Consider the following 18726-nt stretch of genomic DNA (forward strand, 5'->3'; position numbering starts at 1 on the left):
GCAGAGCCTGGGAACAAGGAAGCCACCACGCCAGGTACCGCCTGGCCTACGTCGGTTACGACCCGCCCCGTCAGCAAGGCCACCCCAGCCGTCGCCGGATTCGCCAAGAATTCGGACTCCAACCCACTCGAGAATCTGAGTTTTTCTCGTTCCCAGGCTCTGCCTGGGAACGCAATGCACTGCAGGCTCCGCCTGCTGAGACAGAATCGGGAGGCGGAGCCTCCAAGACAGTGTGTTCCCAGGCAGAGCCTGGGAACAAGGAAGCCACCACGCCAAGCACAGCCTGGCCTACGTCGGTCACAACCCGCCGCGTCACGCCTGTGAATTGAATCCTAACCCGAAGCGTTAGCGAGGGATCGCGTGACATTGCAACGAGCCTGTGGGTCCCTCGCTCACGCGTCGGGTTGTGAAATCGAGTCAATCAACCCGACGCGTGAGCGAGGGACCACACTGATTTTCCTGGCGAATCCAGCTACAGCGGTTCTGATTCGCTTCCAACCACAACGGGCACTTTGATTCAGCTAGACTGCGTCGTCCAACGATCGTCGTCTCGTCCCCTCGCAGCAAAAGTCCCTCCTTTGTCCGCCTCAGATCCCGCCCCCGAATCGGAACCATCGGTCACCTCCGATGTCTCGACTCCGCTCCCTGCCGCTCCCGCCTCAGACCAAACCTCCCGATTGGGATGGGTCTTGTTCGTGATTTATCTGCTGCTTTACGGTGGGTTTGTGCTGCTGAATGCTTTCAAGGCGGAAGTGATGGACACCATCGTTTTCGCGGGCTTGAACTTGGCGATCGTCTACGGATTCGCATTGATCTTGGTCGCCATTGGAATGGCGTTGATCTACGGAATGAAGACTGTCGATGAGCCTCAAGCGTCGGAGGCATCGGAATGATTTACGAACCTTCCATGACCGCCGTCGTTGTTTTCTTTGCGTTCGTCGGCTTCACGATCGCACTCAGCTTTTATCTTGGCGGCAAAGCCAAATCGTCAGCGGGTTACTTCGCCGCCCACGGTCAAATCCCTTGGTTCATCAACGGGATTGCCTTCGCGGGAGACTACCTGTCCGCGGCATCGTTCCTGGGCATTTGCGGCATGATCGCGGCCTACGGCTACGATGGTTTCCTGTATTCGATCGGCTACCTGGCCGGCTGGATCGTGGCCTTGTTCGTGATCGCCGAACCCATGAAGCGGCTCGGCAAATTCACCTTCGCCGATGCACTGGACGCCAAATTTGATTCCAAGGGGATCAAAGCCGCGGCCGGGATCAGCACGCTGATCGTCAGCGTGTTCTATCTGATCCCCCAAATGGTCGGCGCCGGGGTTCTGATTCAACCCCTGCTGGGTTTCCCACACTGGGTCGGCGTGCTGCTGGTCGGTGCCGTCGTGATCACGATTGTGGTCACCGCCGGAATGGTCTCGACCACCTGGGTGCAGTTTCTGAAGGGATCGCTGCTGGTTGTCTTCAGCGCGATTCTGGTCGTGATGGTGCTGCAACAAGGGTTCAAGGTCGACAACCAGTCGTTCCCTTCCCACAGCTTCGCCATCGGTGAATTCAATCGCCAAGCCATTGCAGAAGCCATGAATCGCGAACTGGTGGAGCCATCGAATTGGGCGGACAACGACCAATACCTCCAGTTCACTCGCGAGGACGGTGAAGGCTACGACGTTTACCGTGCGGACATCCAAGAAGGCGGGACGATGATCGTCTCGGAAGCCCAGTCGATCACGACGATGCCGAGCGGCGAGACGTTGATTGGCGGGCTGCCCAAGGGCGACCAACCTGGCCAAGGCCACTTGCGACCGGTCGGCCGGATCAAGATGCTGCCCAACGAATACATCGGCCAGTCTGAAACCGGGCCGCTTGGCCCGCTGAAGTTCTTCGACGTTCTCAATCGCAGCACCGTCGTGCTCTGGGGCAATGAAACGCTGAAGAACGAAGACGGATCGACCACCCAAGTCTTCTACCAAAAACCAACCAGTGGTTCCCAGGTTCTGCGACCCGGCGAGCACCCTCGATTCGCTGGCATTCGCAGCGACAGTTGGAAGGGCAAGTTCAACTTCCTGTCCCTGATGCTGGCACTGTTCTGCGGCACCGCCTCGTTGCCACACATCTTGATTCGTTACTACACGGTCAAGGACGCCGCCGCCGCTCGCAAGAGCACGATTGTGGGCATCACCAGCATCGGGTTCTTCTACGTCCTGACGCTGTACTTGGGCCTCGGCGCCATGACCAGCGGCACGCTGGATGTGACGAACAGCAACATGGCCGCACCGCTGCTGGCTCGCGGGATGAGTGGGCTGCTGTTTGCCATCATCTCGGCCATCGCCTTCACAACGGTGCTGGGCACCGTCAGCGGTTTGATTCTGGCCAGCAGTGGCGCCGTCGCCCACGATTTGCTCGGCGGTGTGATGGGCATGGAGTTCAGCGAGAACAGCCAGGTTCGAATCGCGAAAATCGCAGCCGTGGTGGTGGGAGCCATCGCGATTGTGCTGGGGATCCTGTTCCGCAACCTCAACGTCAGTTACTTGGTGGGGTGGGCCTTCAGCATCGCGGCCAGTGCGAACTTACCGGCACTCATCATGCTGCTGTTTTGGAAACGCACGACGGCTCAAGGCATCATCGCCAGCGTCATCGTCGGCATGTTCAGTTCGCTGGGATGGATCCTGTTGTCCGCGGACACCTTCGAAAAGGTTTACGGCATCGATCCGTTGAGCAGCCCCGTTCCATTCAGCCAACCCGGCATCGTGACGATTCCGTTGGCTCTGGTCACCTTGATCGTGGTGTCCCTGATGACGCAAAACGGCAAGGCCACCGCAACGTAGCCGGATTCGCCAGAATTCGGATCGCAACCCACTCGAGCATCTGAGTTCTTCTCGTTCCCAGGCTCTGCCTGGGAACGCAATGCAATGCAGGCTCCGCCTGCTGAGACAGAATCGGGAGGCAGAGCCTCCAAGACAGTGTGTTCCCAGGCAGAGCCTGGGAACAAGGAAGCCACCACGCCAGGTACAACCTGGCCTACGTCGGTCACAACACGCCGGTAAGCGAGGGACCACACTGAGTCCTGGCCCACCCAGTTACGAGGCCGCGCGGTTGATCAACCCCAGCACTTCGGCGCGTGACTTCGGATCCGTCTTGAACGCACCTCGCATCGCGCTGGTCAAACACAAACTTCCCGGTTTGCGAATGCCTCGCATCGTCATGCAACTGTGCGTCGACTCGACCACCACGGCGACACCTCGCGCCGACAATCGATCCTCGATCAAATTCGCGACCGTGTGGGTCAAACGCTCTTGCACCTGCGGACGCCGGGCGACCTCTTCGACCACGCGAGCCAACTTGCTCAAGCCCACCACTTTGCCGCTGGGCAAATAAGCGATGTGGGCCTTGCCTGTGAACGGCAACAGGTGATGCTCGCACATGCTGCAGAAACTGATGTCTCGCACCAACACGATTTCGTCGTAGTCCTCCGCAAAAACTTTCGCGAGGTGTCGGCCAGGATCAGATTTCAAACCGGCGAACATTTCGGCGTACATCCGGGCCACACGCTCCGGTGTTTCCAGCAACCCGTCGCGATCGGGGTCCTCACCAACCGCTTCCAGGATCTCGCGCACGGCCGCTTCGATTCGAGGATAGTCGACTTCGTTGTGAGGCGCGTTTTTGTCGACAAAAAAGGGCGTTCGTTCGGCGGTTTGTTCTTTGTCGACCACGGGCTTGTCTGAATCCTGATTGAGAACCTCTCCGAAAGGGGCCTGACCCTTTGGAGGCGTGCTGATTTTCATTCTGTTGGCGGACTCACCGGAGAGGGTCAGACCCCTTTTCGGTGAACTTCGTGAGGGGGCAATCTTGTTGGCTCCCTCGCGAAACAACGCACGACTATAAACGAGTGGCTAGCGATGCGAAGATGAGCAAACCGTCTGCCGACGACAATTGCCCCAAAAACGAGCCTCCGGGCTCGATCGGGAATCCTTCCTTGCTGACGCGGCGGGTTGCGAAATTCGCCCGCTGGGAAAGCACGGGAGACTGGCAATCGGCTCGCTTCTGCGTCTGGCTGGCAAAGCAGGGCAGGAGCAGGAGTGCCGCTAAATCGGCTCAAACCCCTGCTGATAGAAGCCCATGATTTTGCCGAAGATACGGAAAATCATGAAGATCAAGCACATCGAAACGGAAAGCCAAATCACGCCCGTCGCCACGCCCGCGATCGTCTTCATCGCCCCTTTGGCTCGTTCGTCGTAATCCTTCGCCAATTGGTCGATGGATTCGGCATCGGTCCCCGACAGCTCCGCAATCTCGATCTGGGTGATGAATTCCTCGGGGAACAAATGCGTTCGGTTGAGCGCCTCACTCAGCGTGGCCCCGCCGCGAATGGCGTCTTCAGCCGACTTGGCTCCGCTTCGATAATACGAACTGTCGGTCGAATCCAACGACAGCTTGATCGAATCAATCGGGTTGATCCCAGCGTCCAAGGACAACGACAACGTCCAGGCGAAACGGGCCAGTGTGATCGTTTGAATGGCACCACCGATCGCGGGAACCTGATACACCAATGGCACGACGTTCTGAATGCCGCCGACGTTCTTTCGGAACGCCAAGTACATCCCACCGAGCACCGCGGCAAAGGCTGCGATGTAGGACCAGAAGATCAAGACTCCTTTGGGGCCTCGCAATCCAAACCCCAGCATGTCGGTCATCTCACCGCCGGTGGGAGCCGTCAACACGCCCATGATCCAAATCATCAGCGACACCACGCCGACGCCAATCAACAACTGAAGTCCTGGCCACGCGATCGCGCGGATGAAGTTCTGACGAAGCGTGTATTGTTGGGCGTAGTGTTCGGACAGCGCCAGCATGGTCCGCTCGAGCCTCCCCGTGGTTTCACCGACCCGCGTCATCACCACCAACAACGGCGGAAAGAACGGCTTCTGATGCCGCATCATCTCACTGATCGCGTGACCGTCTTTGGCACCCTCGCGAATCTTGGTCATGGCGACGCGTTGTCGTGCGGAGCCGTGCTTGGCTTCGCTTTCCAACAGCTTCAACAAGTCCGCTCCGGCTCGCAGTCCGACTCCAAACCGGCGGCAAAAATCGCGGCAGGAACGGACGCCCATCTGTCGTGACATCACGGCGACACCTCCACCATCGGCATGCTGCCCGGTTGTTTCGCGGAGCGGCGCAAGCCGCCCGGTGCGTGACCGGAGGGCTCGCGCCCAGCCGCTTCGATGCGAGATATCGAAGTGCGATCATCCCGCGGAACCCACGCTGGCAGCTCACCAAAGTGCTGTGTGTATTCACGTTTTGCATAGGCCAACATGTACTCCTGGCTGGCTGCCTTCGATACGCCCACCGGACTCGGTGAATTTCGCGAATTCGGACCTTGCTTGGACAATCGCACCAATCGATGTAGCGCCAACTCGTAAGTGCCTTGGGCTCGCAAACGATCGCCGCTCTGGAGCAACCGCCTGGCGTTTTGCACCAACGCTTTCGCGTCCGCAATCGTTTCTTGTTGTGCTTTTTGTTTTGCAAATTGACGCGGGTCCGCCTCGCCGAGCAACTGACGGTCAATCTCGTCGTGATCGATGATCGTCACGGAGACCGATGCGTTGCCAGTGCGAGTGGCACCACCATGAGCTCCACCAGGCGAGAGTCGACCACGCGAAGAACGCCCGCTTTGGTAAGACGACACTCCGCCGATCGATCCCGTCCCTCGATCGGGAATCAACATGCTGCTCGTCGAAGAGAACCGTCGCACACTGGGAAGCTGCACGACTTGTGCTGACAACGTTTCCGCCCCCACGATGAGCAGCAACGATGCCGTGACGACTCGGGCGAGGGCGAGACTCTTAGCGGAGCGGCGCGAGCCGCCCGGTGTGCGACCGGAGGGCTCGCGCCCTGCCGCTAATTTCGCGAACACCCAATTCATTTCCATTGGGCTCTCGCCTCTCCCACCGGGAAATCGTGCCGTTTTGAAGTGCTGCGTTGCCAACGTCTTGCGCCCCCCGCCCGCCAGGAGGTCGTGCACTTTTGAAGTGCAGTGTTGCCAAACGCTTCTCATCACCCTCCCCCTGGGAGGGTGATGAGAAGCGAGGGGAGGGTCGAGCATCGGAACCAGCGAGTAACCCTCCCCGGCCCGAAGCGGGCCGACCCTCCCAAAGAGAGGGTGAAATAAAACGGCACGACCTCCGCGGCGGGAAAAGCCGGAAAGCGAGCGTTCAGCGAGATTTCCGGGGAAGGGCAGTTCACGCCGCTTCCCATGCCCGGCCCCCTCCCTCGCGTACGCCTGAACGGCGTCGCTCGACCTCTCCCCCAACTTCGTTTCGGGAGAGGTGCAGCCTACGAAGCCCCGCTGAAAAGCGGCATCGACCAACTGCGCCGCCTCTCCAACAGGAGAGCGAAGTGGAGGGGCAACGGTCGACGATGAGCTGGGATCAAACATGCGTCCAATGTAACGCATCGTCGATGAAACACAGCAACGGAAGAATTCCGCTGGGCAAGGAACCCAGCGTGGATCTACTTCGCTGATTCTTTGATCTTGTCGCCGAATTCTCGGTTGAATTTGCGGACCTTGTTGGCAACCACTGCTTGGCAGTAGCCGGCGTTTGGATTCCGGCGGTAGTAATCCTGGTGGAACTCTTCGGCCACATAAAACTTGGTGGCGGGCTCGATCAGCGTGACGATCGGATCCCGGTATTCTTTGCCCAGTTTTTCAATGGTCTTCTTGGCGATTTCACGTTGCTCCTCGTTGTGAACAAAGATGCTGCTGCGGTACTGCGGGCCACCATCGGCGCCCTGTCGATTCAAGGTCGTTGGATCGTGCGTTTTGAAGAACACTTTGAGCAACTCTTCAAAATTCGTCTTGGTCGGGTCGTAGTAGATTTGGACCGCTTCGGCGTGCCCCGTCATCTTGCCGCAAACCTGATCGTAGTTGGGACGCTTGACTTTCCCTCCGATGTACCCCGAGACGACGTCGTTGACGCCTTCCATCCGCTCAAAAACGGCTTCCGTGCACCAGAAACAGCCCCCCGCCAACGTCACCACCTTTTCGCCCGGCCGAGTTTTGACCTCGACAATTTCGGAATCCAAAGGCAAGCCGTTGTAATTGGGGTTGGCGTTGGGGTCGTCCGAATTCGTGCCCACGGGCGGAGCGGCCTGAGTGCAGGACGTCGCGACAATCAACAGTCCGGCTGCCGCGATGGACGCGAACGAGCGGGATGGCGAAGCGAAGATGGAGGGCACTGGCATCAGAAACTCCTGCATTTGGATCGGGGGGATTCAGCCGTCTGGAGGTGAGAAATGGCGTTCGGGACGACGGACCGAGTTCATTCTTACGCAGTGGAAACCGGGGTGGGTCGGCAGAGGAACGATCCGTTTTCAGATTTTTGCCGCCCATCGCGGTTTCACGGCAGAGCCTCCCGTCCCCGGATTCGGATCCCAACCAACTCCAACCTCCGAATTCTTGGCGAATCCGGCTACCACCAACTTCACAACCCGAACGCGTCAGCGAGGGACCACACTGATATTCTGGCAAATCCAGCGACGGACGCAAACGCGGTTCCCAAGCCCCATGGGTTCAGAAAACGTGACGCCGCGATAGGATGACTTCGACCATTCATCCCCCCTTCGCACGCCGCTTCGCAAACGACTTCTCGAATGCCTCACGCCTTCTTTGACCTGCATCACACCGTTGCCGAGGACGAAATCGATGCCCAGCAACACGTCCACAACCTGCGGTATTTGCAGTGGACGCTGTGGGCCGCTCGCGATCACAGCGCCGCCCAAGGCTGGGATGCGGCCGCGGCATTGAAAGCCGGTTTCGGCTGGGTCGTTCGCGGGCATGACATCACCTACCGCGCCGCGGCTCTGGCGGGCGATGACCTGATCATCCGAACTTGGATCCCCAGCTGGAACCGATATTCCTGCCAGCGGCAATACACGGTGACTCGCCCGTCCGATCAAACCGTTTTGGCCAAGGTTCAAACCCGCTGGGTGTTTGTCGATTTGAATCGGCACCGTGCGATCGAGATCCCTGCCGACGCAGTTGCCGCCATCCAAGTTTGCGAAACGCCTCCGCCTCTTCCTTGGGCCGACTCCCATGACACCTGATCAACGACTGAAATGGTTCCTGCGAATCATCGGTGCGGCCGCGTTGCTGGCGTTTGCCGCGGCGGTCATGCCAGAGAAATGGATGATTGAAATCGCTCAGGAACTCGGCATCGATCCCTTCCCCGAGTCGCCGCTGACGTTCTACCTCGCTCGCAATTTGTCGCTGCTGTATGGGTTTGTCGGTGCGCTGCTGTGCATCCTGTCAGCCGACCTGCCGCGCTATCGCGACCTGATCCGCTGGGCGGCACGGGGAACGATCGCGTTTGGAGTGCTGCAATGGGTTGTCGATGCAATGTCTGGATTGCCGGGATGGTGGACGATCGGGGAGGGCGGATCGACGCTGGTCGGCGGGCTGTTTTTGAGCTGGTTGGAACGAACCGCCCGAAAAGCCGCCCCATCGCCATGAGGTCGTGCAGTTTTATTTCACCCTCCCTTTGGGAGGGTCGGCCCGCTTCGGGCCGGGGAGGGTTACGCGCTGGTTCCGATGCTCGACCCTCCCCTCGCTTCGCTCGACCCTCCCAGGGGGAGGGTGATGAGAAACGCCTGGAAACACAGCACTTCAAAACTGCACGACCTCCCATCCCAGGCGGACTCGGCCGTGGCGGGTTCCGACGAAAGCCTGCGTTGAGTATTTTTCTGCTCCGCCGAGTTTGTTTGGCGAATTTCCTGTTTTCAAAACCTTTCGAACCCTTGTGTTTCTGCCATGCAACGCACCCTCGTCTTGCTCAAACCTGATTGTGTCCAACGCCGCTTGATCGGTGACGTCCTGTCCCGATTCGAAACCAAGGGACTGCACATCGTTGCCATGAAGTTGCTGCAAGTGACACCAGAGCTGTCCAAGCAACACTACGCCGAACACGTCGAAAAACCGTTCTACCCCTCGCTGGAAGAGTTCATCACCTCGGCGCCCGTCGTGGCCATCGCCTTGGAAGGCCTGGAAGTCATTCGCGTCGTCCGCGACATGCTCGGCGCCACCAACGGCCTGCAAGCCGCTCCGGGCACCCTGCGTGGTGATTACAGCAGCAGCCGCCAAATGAACCTGGTTCACGCCAGCGACAGCGAAGAATCGGCCCAACGAGAACTGGACCTGTACTTCAATGCCGACGAATTCTGCGACTACTCGCTGGTCCTGACACCTTTCATGCGTGCCGACGACGAATAGTTATAATTTGGGTTCCCTCCTTCCCACCTGAGGCAACCCATGTCGCTGCTTGAGTCCCCGCTTTCTTTCAGTCCGGCCGTTCAACGATTCGTTGGCGGCCTGTTGATCTGTTTCGGATTGCTTGTCGTTTCGCCCGCGAACGCGACCGCCCAGGGTTTCGGCAACAACGCCGCCGCGGGTGGCGCCAACGAAGTCACCTCGTTCCGCGGCAAACTGGTTTCCTCCCGCGGCATGATCCTGACGATCGAGCGGGAAGACGGCACCGAAGTCATGGTGCAAACCCCCGACTCGGTCTCGCAGCTGACCTTCATCGCGAAAGCCTTGCCGGCCTACTTGCGTCCCGGCATGCTGGTTCGCTTCAAAACCAACCTGGGACCCGCCGGCACGCCTTTGGAACCGGTCAGCAAGCTCGAACTGTTTGCCCCCGTCAACGCGAAGTTGCTCAAAGGTCGGGAGCGCGAAAACTTTCAACCTGGCGTTTACCCCAGCAACCCACCGCAGCGCGGCAATGCAGGTCCACCGACCGGCCCCGTGACCGTGGTCGGCAACCTTATGGCCCTCAACCCGCAAGGCGGGGTCGCACTGCGAGCAGGCAATGTTCCCGTTCAAACGATGACGTCACCAGATCTGGAACTGCAACTTCGGGTCAACAATCTGTCGCTGGCCCAACCGGGTGACGCCGTGGACGTGCGAGGCTTCTACCAACCGCCGGACGACACCAAGGTCAAAGCCGAATCGATCCAAATCACAACCGATCGCGTCTACGGCGAAACGCCTCCGCCCACCGAACGACGTTCGCGCCGCAGCAAACGAGGCGAGCGTGACAAGGACAACGCGGCGGAAACTGAAAACGCCGACGAAGCCAAACCGGAAGAAGGCAGATCTCTCGGAATTCCAGATGCCGACCCCGAGTGAATCCGGCTACCGAACATCACAACTCGCCCCGGAGGGGCCGTCGTCGGTAGCTCGGGGCGTCAGCCCCGAGACCGCGCGCGGACATCGCCATGTCGCCCCGGACGGGGCCGTCGTCGACGATGCCGCCCAAGGTGGCTGGCACCCTCCAGCACGCAAACCACCGCCAGCGCATTCGCCTCAAACTCGCCCGCTCGACCAACTCCAACCTCTGAATTCTGGCGAATCCAGCTACCGAACATCACAACCCGAACGCGTCAGCGAGGGACCGCCCACCCACTCGTCCCTCCGAATTCTGGCAAATCCGGCGATCGAACATCACAACTCGCCCCGGAGGGGCCGACATCGGTAGCTCGGGGCGGAAGCCCCGAGACCGCGCACGGACATCGCCACGCCGCCCCGGACGGGGCCGTCGTCGACGATGCCACCCAAGGTGACTGGCAACATCCGGCACGCAAACCACCACCATCGCATTCGCCTCGAACTCGCCCGCTCAACCAACTCGCGCATCTGAATTCTGGCGAATCCAGCTACCGAACATCCCAACTCGCCCCGGAGGGGCCGACATCGGTAGCTCGGGGCGGAAGCCCCGAGACCGCGCGCGGACATCGCCATGCCGCCCCGGACGGGGCCGTCGTCGACGATGCCGCACAAGGTGGCTGGCACCATCCGGCTCGCAAACAACCGCCATCGCAGTCGCCTCGAACTCGCCCGCTCGACCAACTCCAACCTCCGAATTCTGGCGAATCCAGCGACCGAACATCACAACTCGCCCCGGAGGGGCCGTCGTCGATAGCTCGGGGCGGAAGCCCCGAGACCACGCGCGGACATCGCCATGCCGCCCCGGACGGGGCCGTCGTCGACGATGCCGCCCAAAGTGGCTGGCACCATCCGGCACGCAAACCACCGCCAGCGCATTCGCCTCGAACTCGCCCGCTCAACCAACTCGCGCATCTGAATTCTGGCGAATCCAGCTACCGAACCATCCGAATTCTGGCGAATCCGGCTACCGAACATCACAACTCGCCCCGGAGGGGCCGACATCGGTAGCTCGGGGTGGAAGCCCCGAGACCACGCGCGGACATCGCCATGCCGCCCCGGACGGGGCCGTCGTCGAAGATGCCGCCCAAAGTGGCTGGCACCCTCCAGCACGCAAACAACCGCCAGCGCATTCGCCTCGAACTCGCCCGCTCAACCAACTCGCACATCTGAATTCTGGCGAATCCGGCTACCGAACCTCCGAATTCTGGCGAATCCGGCTACCAAGACGTCAGCCGTCTGCCGACGTCAGCCGAAGGATCGGCTGTTCATCATCCGGCCAGGAAACAAACAACTCGGCCGACAGACTCGCTTGCCCCGCCAGCGTTGCGATGAGCTGATCCAGCTCCGCCAAACGCTCGGCAAACATCTTCCAACTCTTCTGCTGACTCTCGAGTTGGTCCAACTGCTGATCCAAGCGAGCCTCCAAACGCCGCGCCCGCGAACTCTCGGCTCGCGAAATCGCGGCCTCCAATTCAGTGTGTCTCAAGTCGGCGAGTTCCATTTGCCGAGTCACCGCGGCCAGCGTCTGCGAGACATCCGTGCGGTCGGTCCATTGCCATGGCATCGACGGGTCCAGCCTCGCCCCAAATCGGACTCGAACCGTCATCATCCGCGTTGTCTGAACGTCCACCCGAACCACCACCGCCACCGATTCCGAATCTTGTTGGCTCAACACCGCGATGCCGCGAACCTTGCGTGGCGATGCGTTTTCAATGGGTTCGATCCACCCCACATCCACTCCCTCGGGCACTTCCAAATTCATGCTCAACCGAGATCGCTTGGGTTCGGGAGGCGCCTCCAAATCCCACTTCCTCTTCCCATCCCGCTCTGCCAAGTCCACTGGGATCGCATCCCCACGTAAACTCGGCCGCAAATAAACACGACGTCCCGCGGCAAGTTCCATTCGTCCGTGAAGCAACGCCTTTCGATCCGCGTCCAACGCCCCCGGCAACCACTCCAGCCTCGATTCCTTCTCGTCCGTCTGCGCGCGAAACGTTGCGATCGCGGTTTGATCTGACGTCCGCAGGATCGATCCACCATCGACTCTTGCATCCGAAATCGAAAACGCGGCTCCATTGCCAGGAAAGCCCAGCCCCGTGTTCGTCCAGGATGAAACCGGCCAGGAATCGTGTTGGGCTGCATCGGAACCAGCGATGGGGAGTGGCGGCAATGAAACGAAGAACGTTTGCGAGTCCGCCGCCATCGACGCTTCCGTGGATCCGGTCACCGCGTCCGAGTCCATGTCGTCCGCGTCACCATCACTCATCACATCCGCTTCCTCGCCACCACCAAACGATGCGGAACGAACGTCTTCCGAAGCCAACACTGCGTTGGTCGTGGCCTGATCAACCTCGCCAGCCTCTTCGTCACTGGAAGATTCCGTCGCGACCGGAGCGGGAATCAGGTCATCCAACGAAAACGCCGACGATGTCATCTCGCTCGCCTCCGCCGTCGATGGTTTCCCGGTCGAAGACTGTGCGACCGGGCTCGGCTCCACAATCTCAGAGGCACTGATCTCGACGCCTCCCGCCGAGGCGTCTGCCGATGCGGACGAGTCCAATGTGCCGGAGTCCATCAGCGTTCCCAGTTCCATCGCCGACTCATCGTTGGTCGCAATGAATCCCGCGTCAAAGACATCCGCTGCTTCCTTTGACTCCAAACCCTCTCCTGCGAAATCACTGGATGTCTGCGCCAGCCCTGGTTCGGAACTTGGCCACCAAAGAAACGCCGCACCGAGCAAAACGATTGCCGCAATCGCACCGATCAGAATGGGCTCGGAAATGAAAGACCGCTTGGGTTTCGAATCGAACCTGGTGAGTTCCGCCGGATCGTTCAGCTGGAGAGGCTCCACGAACTCGTCGTCAGTTGGTTCCGAGTCAGCGCGGTCCTCCTCAAGAGATGGCTCGGTCGCTGCATCGCTTTCGGTCAAGCCGATCAATTGCCCGTGTCGATCCACCCCATGCGATTGCCAAAACGCGTGACTGGGTGAGCGAATCGAATTGCTCGACGAAGCCGCGGTCTCCGTGTCCGGGAACATTGCTTCCGCAGCGACGACCAAGCGATCCCAGATGTCCCCGGGAGGCTCACCCAGCCGATCGATCATGTTCGCCACCGATTCCACGTGAGTCGGCACCGAATCGCTCTTGGACGTGGTGTTCATACGCTTCGTTATAACGAAACGCACAGAACATTTCCGACTGCCGCCAGATTCCCTGCAGTGGTCGCCGGATTCGCCCCAACTCGCCCCGGACGGGGCCGACATCGGTAGCTCAGGGCGGAAGCCCCGAGACCGCGCGAGGACATCGCCATGTCGCCCCGGACGGGGCCGTCGTCGACCATGCCGCCCAAAGTGGCTGGCACCCTCCGGCACGCAAACAACCACCATCGCATTCGCCTCGAACTCGCCCGCTCGACCAACTCCAACCTCTGAATTCTGGCGAATCCAGCTACCGATCCTCTGAATTCTGGCGAATCCGCCGACCAACATCACAACCCGAATGCGTCAGCGAGGGACCGCCCACCCACTCGTCCCTCCGAATTCTGGCAAATCCGGCGATCGAACATCCCAACTCGCCCCGGAGGGGCCGTCGTCGGTAGCTCAGGGCGGAAGCCCCGAGACCGCGCGAGGACATCGCCATGTCGCCCCGGACGGGGCCGTCGTCGACCATGCCGCCCAAAGTGGCTGGCACCCTCCGGCACGCAAACAACCACCATCGCATTCGCCTCGAACTCGCCCGCTCGACCAACTCCAACCTCTGAATTCTGGCGAATCCAGCTACCGATCCTCCGAATTCTGGCGAATCCAGCGACCGAACATCCCAACTCGCCCCGGAGGGGCCGACATCGGTAGCTCGGGGCGGAAGCCCCGAGACCACGCGCGGACATCGCCACGCCGCCCGGACGGGGCCGTCGTCGACGATGCCGCCCCAAGTGGCTGGCACCATCCGGCTCGCAAACCACCGCCAGCGCATTCGCCTCGAACTCGCCCGCTCGACCAACTCCAACCTCTGAATTCTGGCAAATCCGGCTACCGATCCTCTGAATTCTGGCGAATCCGCCGACCAACATCACAACCCGAATGCGTCAGCGAGGGACCGCCCACCCACTCGTCCCTCCGAATTCTGGCGAATCCAGCGACCGAACATCACAACTCGCCCCGGAGGGGCCGACATCGATAGCTCGGGGCGGAAGCCCCGAGACCGCGTGCGGACATCGCCATGTCGCCCCGGACGGGGCCGTCGTCAACGATGCCACCCAAGGTGGCTGCCACCATCCGGCACGCAAACCACCGCCAGCGCATTCGCCTCGAACTCGCCCGCTCAACCAACTCCAACCTCTGAATTCTGGCAAATCCGGCTACCGAACATCCTAACTCGCCCCGGAGGGGCCGACATCGGTAGCTCGGGGCGGAAGCCCCGAGACCGCGTGCGGACATCGCCATGTCGCCCCGGACGGGGCCGTCGTCAACGATGCCGCCCAAAGTGGCTGGCACCCTCCGGCACGCAAACAACCGCCATCGCATTCGCCTCGAACTCGCCCGTTCAACCAACTCCAACCTCTGAATTCTGGCGAATCCAGCTACCGAACCTCCGAATTCTTGACGAATCCGCCGACCAACATCACAACCCGAATGCGTTAGCGAGGGACCGCCCACCCACTCGTCCCCCCGAATTCTTGACGAATCCGGCTACAACAACGCCGCCCACCTGGACTCCTCCAGAGCCACGCATCCCAACTCGCCCCGGACGGGGCCGTCGTCGGTAGCTCGGGGCGGAAGCCCCGAGACCGCGTGCGGACATCGCCATGTCGCCCCGGACGGGGCCGTCGTCGACGATGCCGCCCAAAGTGGCTGGCACCATCCGGCACGCAAACAACCGCCAGCGCATTCGCCTCGAACTCGCCCGCTCAACCAACTCCAACCTCTGAATTCTGGCGAATCCAGCTACCGATCCTTTGAATTCTTGGCGAATCCGGCTACCGATCCTCTGAATTCTTGACGAATCCAGCTACGACGGGTGACTCTGGATCAAGGAACCAAGAGTGCCGTGCCGGTGACCGCGGCGGCTTGGTACCAAGCTCCCCTCAAGCTCAACGGCACCGGTGGGATGATCCACGGAGCACAGTTGCCGGGACGGTAGTAACCCAACGCGTACTGGCATTCATGCGGCGAGTGCACGCCCATCTTGTACGGCAGCACCGCGATGTTCGCAAAGAAGTGAGCCGATGACAAAACCGGTTGCAACACGGGACCCGCGGTGTGACCGTAACGTTCCAAGTTGACTTCTTCGAAGTACAACGGTTTGTGGCACAAGTTCGACGCGGCCCAAACCACCGTCGTCGGTTTCCAACGACGCGGTGTGAAAGCGACTTGTTCCAACAAGCACTCCGTCGGCAATCCCCAGTTCTCGGAAATGAATCCCAAGTCCGCTTCGCTCAATCGGTTGATTGGCAACTCTTCACGGGATCCAAACTCCGTCACGATCACAGCTTTTTCATAAGCCAGATCAACCAAGCGACCGGTGCCCATGGGACGGCCATCGATGCTTCGCCAGACCCGTGATTCTTGACGCTCGTCAAAGCGTTCTTTCAGCTTCACGTATTCGCCTTCATCGATCACGTCGGGACGATACGGTGGGCTGATGTCCAGCGAAACCTGATCGATCGTTTGGGCGGCGATCCGAGAACGGAAGTCGTCACACGACAACCCAGTGGCGCGACGAATCGGTCCATCGTCGTTCATGATCGGAGCGTCATCGCGGTCCGCCTGCGGTCGCAAACGGCCTCCGTCCCGAGCTTCCAATTCCAGGCGGTCCAGCTCATCGCGTGCCTTCGATTCTTGGTCGCGACGATCAAACGGATTGGATTCAAACCGGTCCGAAGGCGACTCCAGAGATTCTGGTTCCGACGGCGGTGGTTGCTGCGGCAGATTCGATTTGTCTTGCAACATGTCGCGAATCGATGGCCCGGCATCCGGTTGCCCCAAAGCGTCGGGTTGTCCCAACGTATCGGGTGTCACATTCGGCGAGTCCAATCCCGGAGCGGGCAACGCTTCCAATCCAGGTGGCACCATCTCGACGGGCGAGCTGAGTCCATTGCCAGGGGCTGCGTTCGGGTTCGCTCCCAATTCATCTCGGAACGGGTTGGCGTTCCAATTCGGACGGCTTCCGCTGGCGGCTCCGTTGTCACCGGGCACACCGAACCCGCTGGACGATGGAGGCGAGAGCGGTTGCGAGTCGGCTGGCGGTGCAGCGTCGAACTCAGGCAACCCAAACCCTGACCCGGGTTGCTGCAAGAACGCAGCGGGATGGATCGAGGTGGAATCGGCACCCTGGTTGCGGCGGCTCGTTCCCGAGACCATCACCACGGCCGGGCCAGCAGGGTTGGCTTGTGGTTCCCTGACCGGTGCTGCAGCGGACGGAGAAACAGCAGTCTGAGGAGCAACGCCTTGCTGGATCGGTTGAGCGTGAGCGACCGATTGCTGGAACGAGGTTTCGTGTTGCTGGGGCGCTGTCTCATGGAAAGCAGCGTTGCTGATCCGAGCGGCTTCTTCCGAGGCGACCTGCGGGCTCTTTCGCCATTGCAGATCCCAACCGGGACGACGCATCGGCGATGCCGGCGCGGCAGCGGGCTGGTTCGTGTGAGCCTGCATCAGATCCGCGGTTCGCATCCGCGGAATGGGCTGACCAACCGGATGCCCCGGAGCCGGCGAAGGGTTCGCCGAAAGAGGATGCGTGGGCGAGTCCACGCGGGTGGGGCCGAAGCTGTCTTGGGCCATCACCGCCGAGTTGGCGGAAAGTGCACCGACGCTGAGGCCGGCTGCAATGCATCCGGCCAGCCATCGTCGGCGGACCCATCGACCTGGCAAGTGGCTCAGGCGACTGGTCGTCGGAACGTCTGCCTCAACTGGCGTCGCCCGAATGAACATCGGGACTGTAGTTGGGCGCTTCTTGTGTGATCGCAATGTCATGCGGGTGGTTCTCCCTCACCGTAGCGGCCGACACGCGAATGAATTTCGCGTCGCGGCGGAGTTCTTCGATCGTCCGTGTACCGACATATCCCATGCCCGCACGCAAGCCACCGACCAACTGGTAGGCGTAATCGCTGAGCGGGCCTTTGAACGGCACGCGTCCTTCGACACCTTCGGGGACAAGCTTGCCCGCCTCGGTGCCTTTTTGGCGATACCGATCACTGCTTCCCTTCACCATCGCACCCATCGATCCCATCCCACGGTACGCCTTGAAGGTACGACCTTGGTACAAAATCATCTTGCCAGGACTCTCCGCTAAACCGGCAAACAAACTGCCGATCATCACGGTGCTCGCCCCAGCGGCGATTGCTTTGGTGATGTCACCACTGAAACGGATTCCTCCGTCGCCGATGACAGGAATGTTCTTCTTTTGAGCGACCTTCACCGCACTTAAAATCGCAGTGATCTGAGGCACTCCAATGCCACTGATCACCCGTGTGGTGCAAATCGATCCCGGACCGATGCCAACCTTCACCGCGTCAGCCCCGGCCGCAATCAAATCTGCTGCGCCCTCGGCCGTTGCGACGTTCCCCGCCACGACATCAATGTCCCATGACTTGTTCTGCTTAATCTCTCGGACGGTCTCAATCACATTCCGGCTGTGTCCATGAGCCGAGTCGACCACCAGCACGTCGACACCTTTGCCGATCAAGCTTTCCGCTCGTTCATAGTCACCCACACCAATCGCGGCTCCGACTCGAAGACGTCCCTGCGGATCTTTGCAAGCCCGCGGGTAACGCTTCATCATGTCGATGTCGCGAATCGTAATTAACCCCGTCAGTTTTCTTTCTTCGTCAATCAGGAGAAGTTTCTCGACCCTTTTTTCCGTTAAAATCTTCTCAGCTTGCGCAAGCGTTACATTCCCAACCGCCGTGACCAAGTTTTGACGCGTCATTACCTGGGAAATCGGCATGTCCGGGTCTTCCAAGAACCGCAGGTCCCGCCGAGTTAAAATTCCTGCCAAAGTCCGGTCGTCCTGCACAATCGGGATCCCCGAGACGTTCGCCCGGTCCATCAGCTCCGCCGCCGCGCTGACTTTTTGAGCCGGATTCAGGGTCACCGGATTGACGATGATCCCGTTGGCCGAGCGTTTGACCTTGAGCACCTCTTCGGTCTGTCGTCGAACCGACAGATTCTTGTGCACAATGCCCAAACCGCCCTCTTTTGCCAGGGCAATCGCCATCTCAGACTCGGTCACCGTGTCCATCGGCGACGAGATCAATGGGATTTGCAGCCGGATTCGCTGGGTCATCTGGCTGCTGACGTCCACCTCGCTGGGCACGACCTCGCTGTATCGAGGTTGCAACAGGACATCGTCGAAGGTCACTCCGAGGTCGCCGATTTTGTCGTCAAACATGCCGTTTTCGTTCCCACGAGGCCGTGGGCATCCAAATGTGATGCGATGGGGAAAACGAGCGATTATGACGCTCGCTGCGGTCGAGTTGTAGGGCACCTTGCCCGACTGACGACGAAAGAGGGTAGAT

The 18726-nt window shown here is 60.3% G+C and carries 13 protein-coding genes; 6 read left to right on the forward strand and 7 right to left on the reverse strand.

The annotated features are described in order from the left end of the window. The first annotated feature begins 578 nt into the window (after window positions 1–578). The gene (locus PSR62_RS25495) at window positions 579–893 is read left to right on the forward strand and encodes a DUF485 domain-containing protein (RefSeq protein WP_274405768.1); all 315 of its coding nucleotides are present in this window, start codon (window positions 579–581) and stop codon (window positions 891–893) included. Continuing rightward, a complete protein-coding gene (locus PSR62_RS25500) occupies window positions 890–2824 on the forward strand; it encodes a sodium/solute symporter (RefSeq protein WP_274405770.1) in 1935 nt (644 codons plus the stop codon). Before PSR62_RS25495 ends, PSR62_RS25500 begins: the two co-directional genes overlap by 4 nt. A gap of 252 nt (window positions 2825–3076) precedes the next feature. Here the strand turns inward: PSR62_RS25500 and folE are convergent, their stop codons facing one another. From folE to msrA, 4 genes are all read right to left on the reverse strand, one after another. Then, on the reverse strand, window positions 3077–3781 hold the full coding sequence (gene folE, locus PSR62_RS25505; RefSeq protein ID WP_274405771.1) for a GTP cyclohydrolase I FolE: 705 nt from the start codon (window positions 3779–3781) through the stop codon (window positions 3077–3079). A gap of 300 nt (window positions 3782–4081) precedes the next feature. Further along, window positions 4082–5119, reverse strand: coding sequence for a type II secretion system F family protein (locus PSR62_RS25510; protein WP_274408304.1), 1038 nt, complete (start codon window positions 5117–5119; stop codon window positions 4082–4084). After that, entirely contained in the window at window positions 5119–5919 is an 801-nt protein-coding gene (locus tag PSR62_RS25515; protein WP_274408305.1) for a hypothetical protein, read from the reverse strand. Before PSR62_RS25515 ends, PSR62_RS25510 begins: the two co-directional genes overlap by 1 nt. A gap of 587 nt (window positions 5920–6506) precedes the next feature. After that, window positions 6507–7238, reverse strand: a complete 732-nt coding sequence (gene msrA, locus PSR62_RS25520; RefSeq protein WP_274405772.1) for a peptide-methionine (S)-S-oxide reductase MsrA — start codon at window positions 7236–7238, stop codon at window positions 6507–6509. Window positions 7239–7646: 408 nt separating this feature from the next. Between msrA and PSR62_RS25525 the strand changes: the two genes are divergently transcribed. From PSR62_RS25525 to PSR62_RS25540, 4 genes are all read left to right on the forward strand, one after another. After that, window positions 7647–8099: an acyl-CoA thioesterase gene (locus PSR62_RS25525; protein WP_274405773.1), complete on the forward strand. Its 453-nt coding sequence runs from the start codon at window positions 7647–7649 to the stop codon at window positions 8097–8099. Beyond that, window positions 8089–8505: a hypothetical protein gene (locus PSR62_RS25530; RefSeq protein WP_274405774.1), complete on the forward strand. Its 417-nt coding sequence runs from the start codon at window positions 8089–8091 to the stop codon at window positions 8503–8505. The genes PSR62_RS25525 and PSR62_RS25530 overlap by 11 nt, the downstream gene beginning before the upstream one ends. A gap of 297 nt (window positions 8506–8802) precedes the next feature. Next, window positions 8803–9261, forward strand: coding sequence for a nucleoside-diphosphate kinase (ndk, locus tag PSR62_RS25535; RefSeq protein ID WP_274405775.1), 459 nt, complete (start codon window positions 8803–8805; stop codon window positions 9259–9261). A gap of 39 nt (window positions 9262–9300) precedes the next feature. Beyond that, window positions 9301–10176 (forward strand): hypothetical protein, encoded by an 876-nt coding sequence (locus tag PSR62_RS25540; RefSeq protein WP_274405776.1) that lies wholly within the window; start codon window positions 9301–9303, stop codon window positions 10174–10176. A 1267-nt stretch (window positions 10177–11443) separates the two neighbouring features. On the opposite strand, the gene PSR62_RS25545 is transcribed toward PSR62_RS25540, so the two are convergent. The 3 genes from PSR62_RS25545 to guaB form a co-directional block, all read right to left on the reverse strand. After that, entirely contained in the window at window positions 11444–13375 is a 1932-nt protein-coding gene (locus PSR62_RS25545; protein ID WP_274405777.1) for a hypothetical protein, read from the reverse strand. Between the two features lie 1866 nt (window positions 13376–15241). After that, window positions 15242–17140, reverse strand: coding sequence for a hypothetical protein (locus tag PSR62_RS25550; RefSeq protein WP_443217333.1), 1899 nt, complete (start codon window positions 17138–17140; stop codon window positions 15242–15244). After that, window positions 17115–18599, reverse strand: coding sequence for an IMP dehydrogenase (guaB, locus tag PSR62_RS25555; protein ID WP_274405779.1), 1485 nt, complete (start codon window positions 18597–18599; stop codon window positions 17115–17117). The genes PSR62_RS25550 and guaB overlap by 26 nt, the downstream gene beginning before the upstream one ends. Window positions 18600–18726 lie beyond the last annotated feature (127 nt).

The organism is Rhodopirellula sp. P2 (genome assembly GCF_028768465.1).
Lineage (GTDB): Bacteria > Planctomycetota > Planctomycetia > Pirellulales > Pirellulaceae > Rhodopirellula.

Excerpts from the sequence above, each read along its gene's own strand:
- PSR62_RS25500 (WP_274405770.1), top strand. The coding sequence starts at position 890 with ATGATTTACGAACCTTCCATGACCGCCGTCGTTGTTTTCTTTGCGTTC.
- PSR62_RS25530 (WP_274405774.1), top strand. The coding sequence starts at position 8,089 with ATGACACCTGATCAACGACTGAAATGGTTCCTGCGAATCATCGGTGCG.
- PSR62_RS25540 (WP_274405776.1), top strand. The coding sequence starts at position 9,301 with ATGTCGCTGCTTGAGTCCCCGCTTTCTTTCAGTCCGGCCGTTCAACGA.
- ndk (WP_274405775.1), top strand. The coding sequence starts at position 8,803 with ATGCAACGCACCCTCGTCTTGCTCAAACCTGATTGTGTCCAACGCCGC.
- PSR62_RS25515 (WP_274408305.1), bottom strand. The coding sequence starts at position 5,919 with ATGAATTGGGTGTTCGCGAAATTAGCGGCAGGGCGCGAGCCCTCCGGT.
- PSR62_RS25545 (WP_274405777.1), bottom strand. The coding sequence starts at position 13,375 with ATGAACACCACGTCCAAGAGCGATTCGGTGCCGACTCACGTGGAATCG.
- folE (WP_274405771.1), bottom strand. The coding sequence starts at position 3,781 with ATGAAAATCAGCACGCCTCCAAAGGGTCAGGCCCCTTTCGGAGAGGTT.
- msrA (WP_274405772.1), bottom strand. The coding sequence starts at position 7,238 with ATGCCAGTGCCCTCCATCTTCGCTTCGCCATCCCGCTCGTTCGCGTCC.
- PSR62_RS25550 (WP_443217333.1), bottom strand. The coding sequence starts at position 17,140 with ATGTTCATTCGGGCGACGCCAGTTGAGGCAGACGTTCCGACGACCAGT.
- guaB (WP_274405779.1), bottom strand. The coding sequence starts at position 18,599 with ATGTTTGACGACAAAATCGGCGACCTCGGAGTGACCTTCGACGATGTC.
- PSR62_RS25525 (WP_274405773.1), top strand. The coding sequence starts at position 7,647 with ATGCCTCACGCCTTCTTTGACCTGCATCACACCGTTGCCGAGGACGAA.
- PSR62_RS25510 (WP_274408304.1), bottom strand. The coding sequence starts at position 5,119 with ATGTCACGACAGATGGGCGTCCGTTCCTGCCGCGATTTTTGCCGCCGG.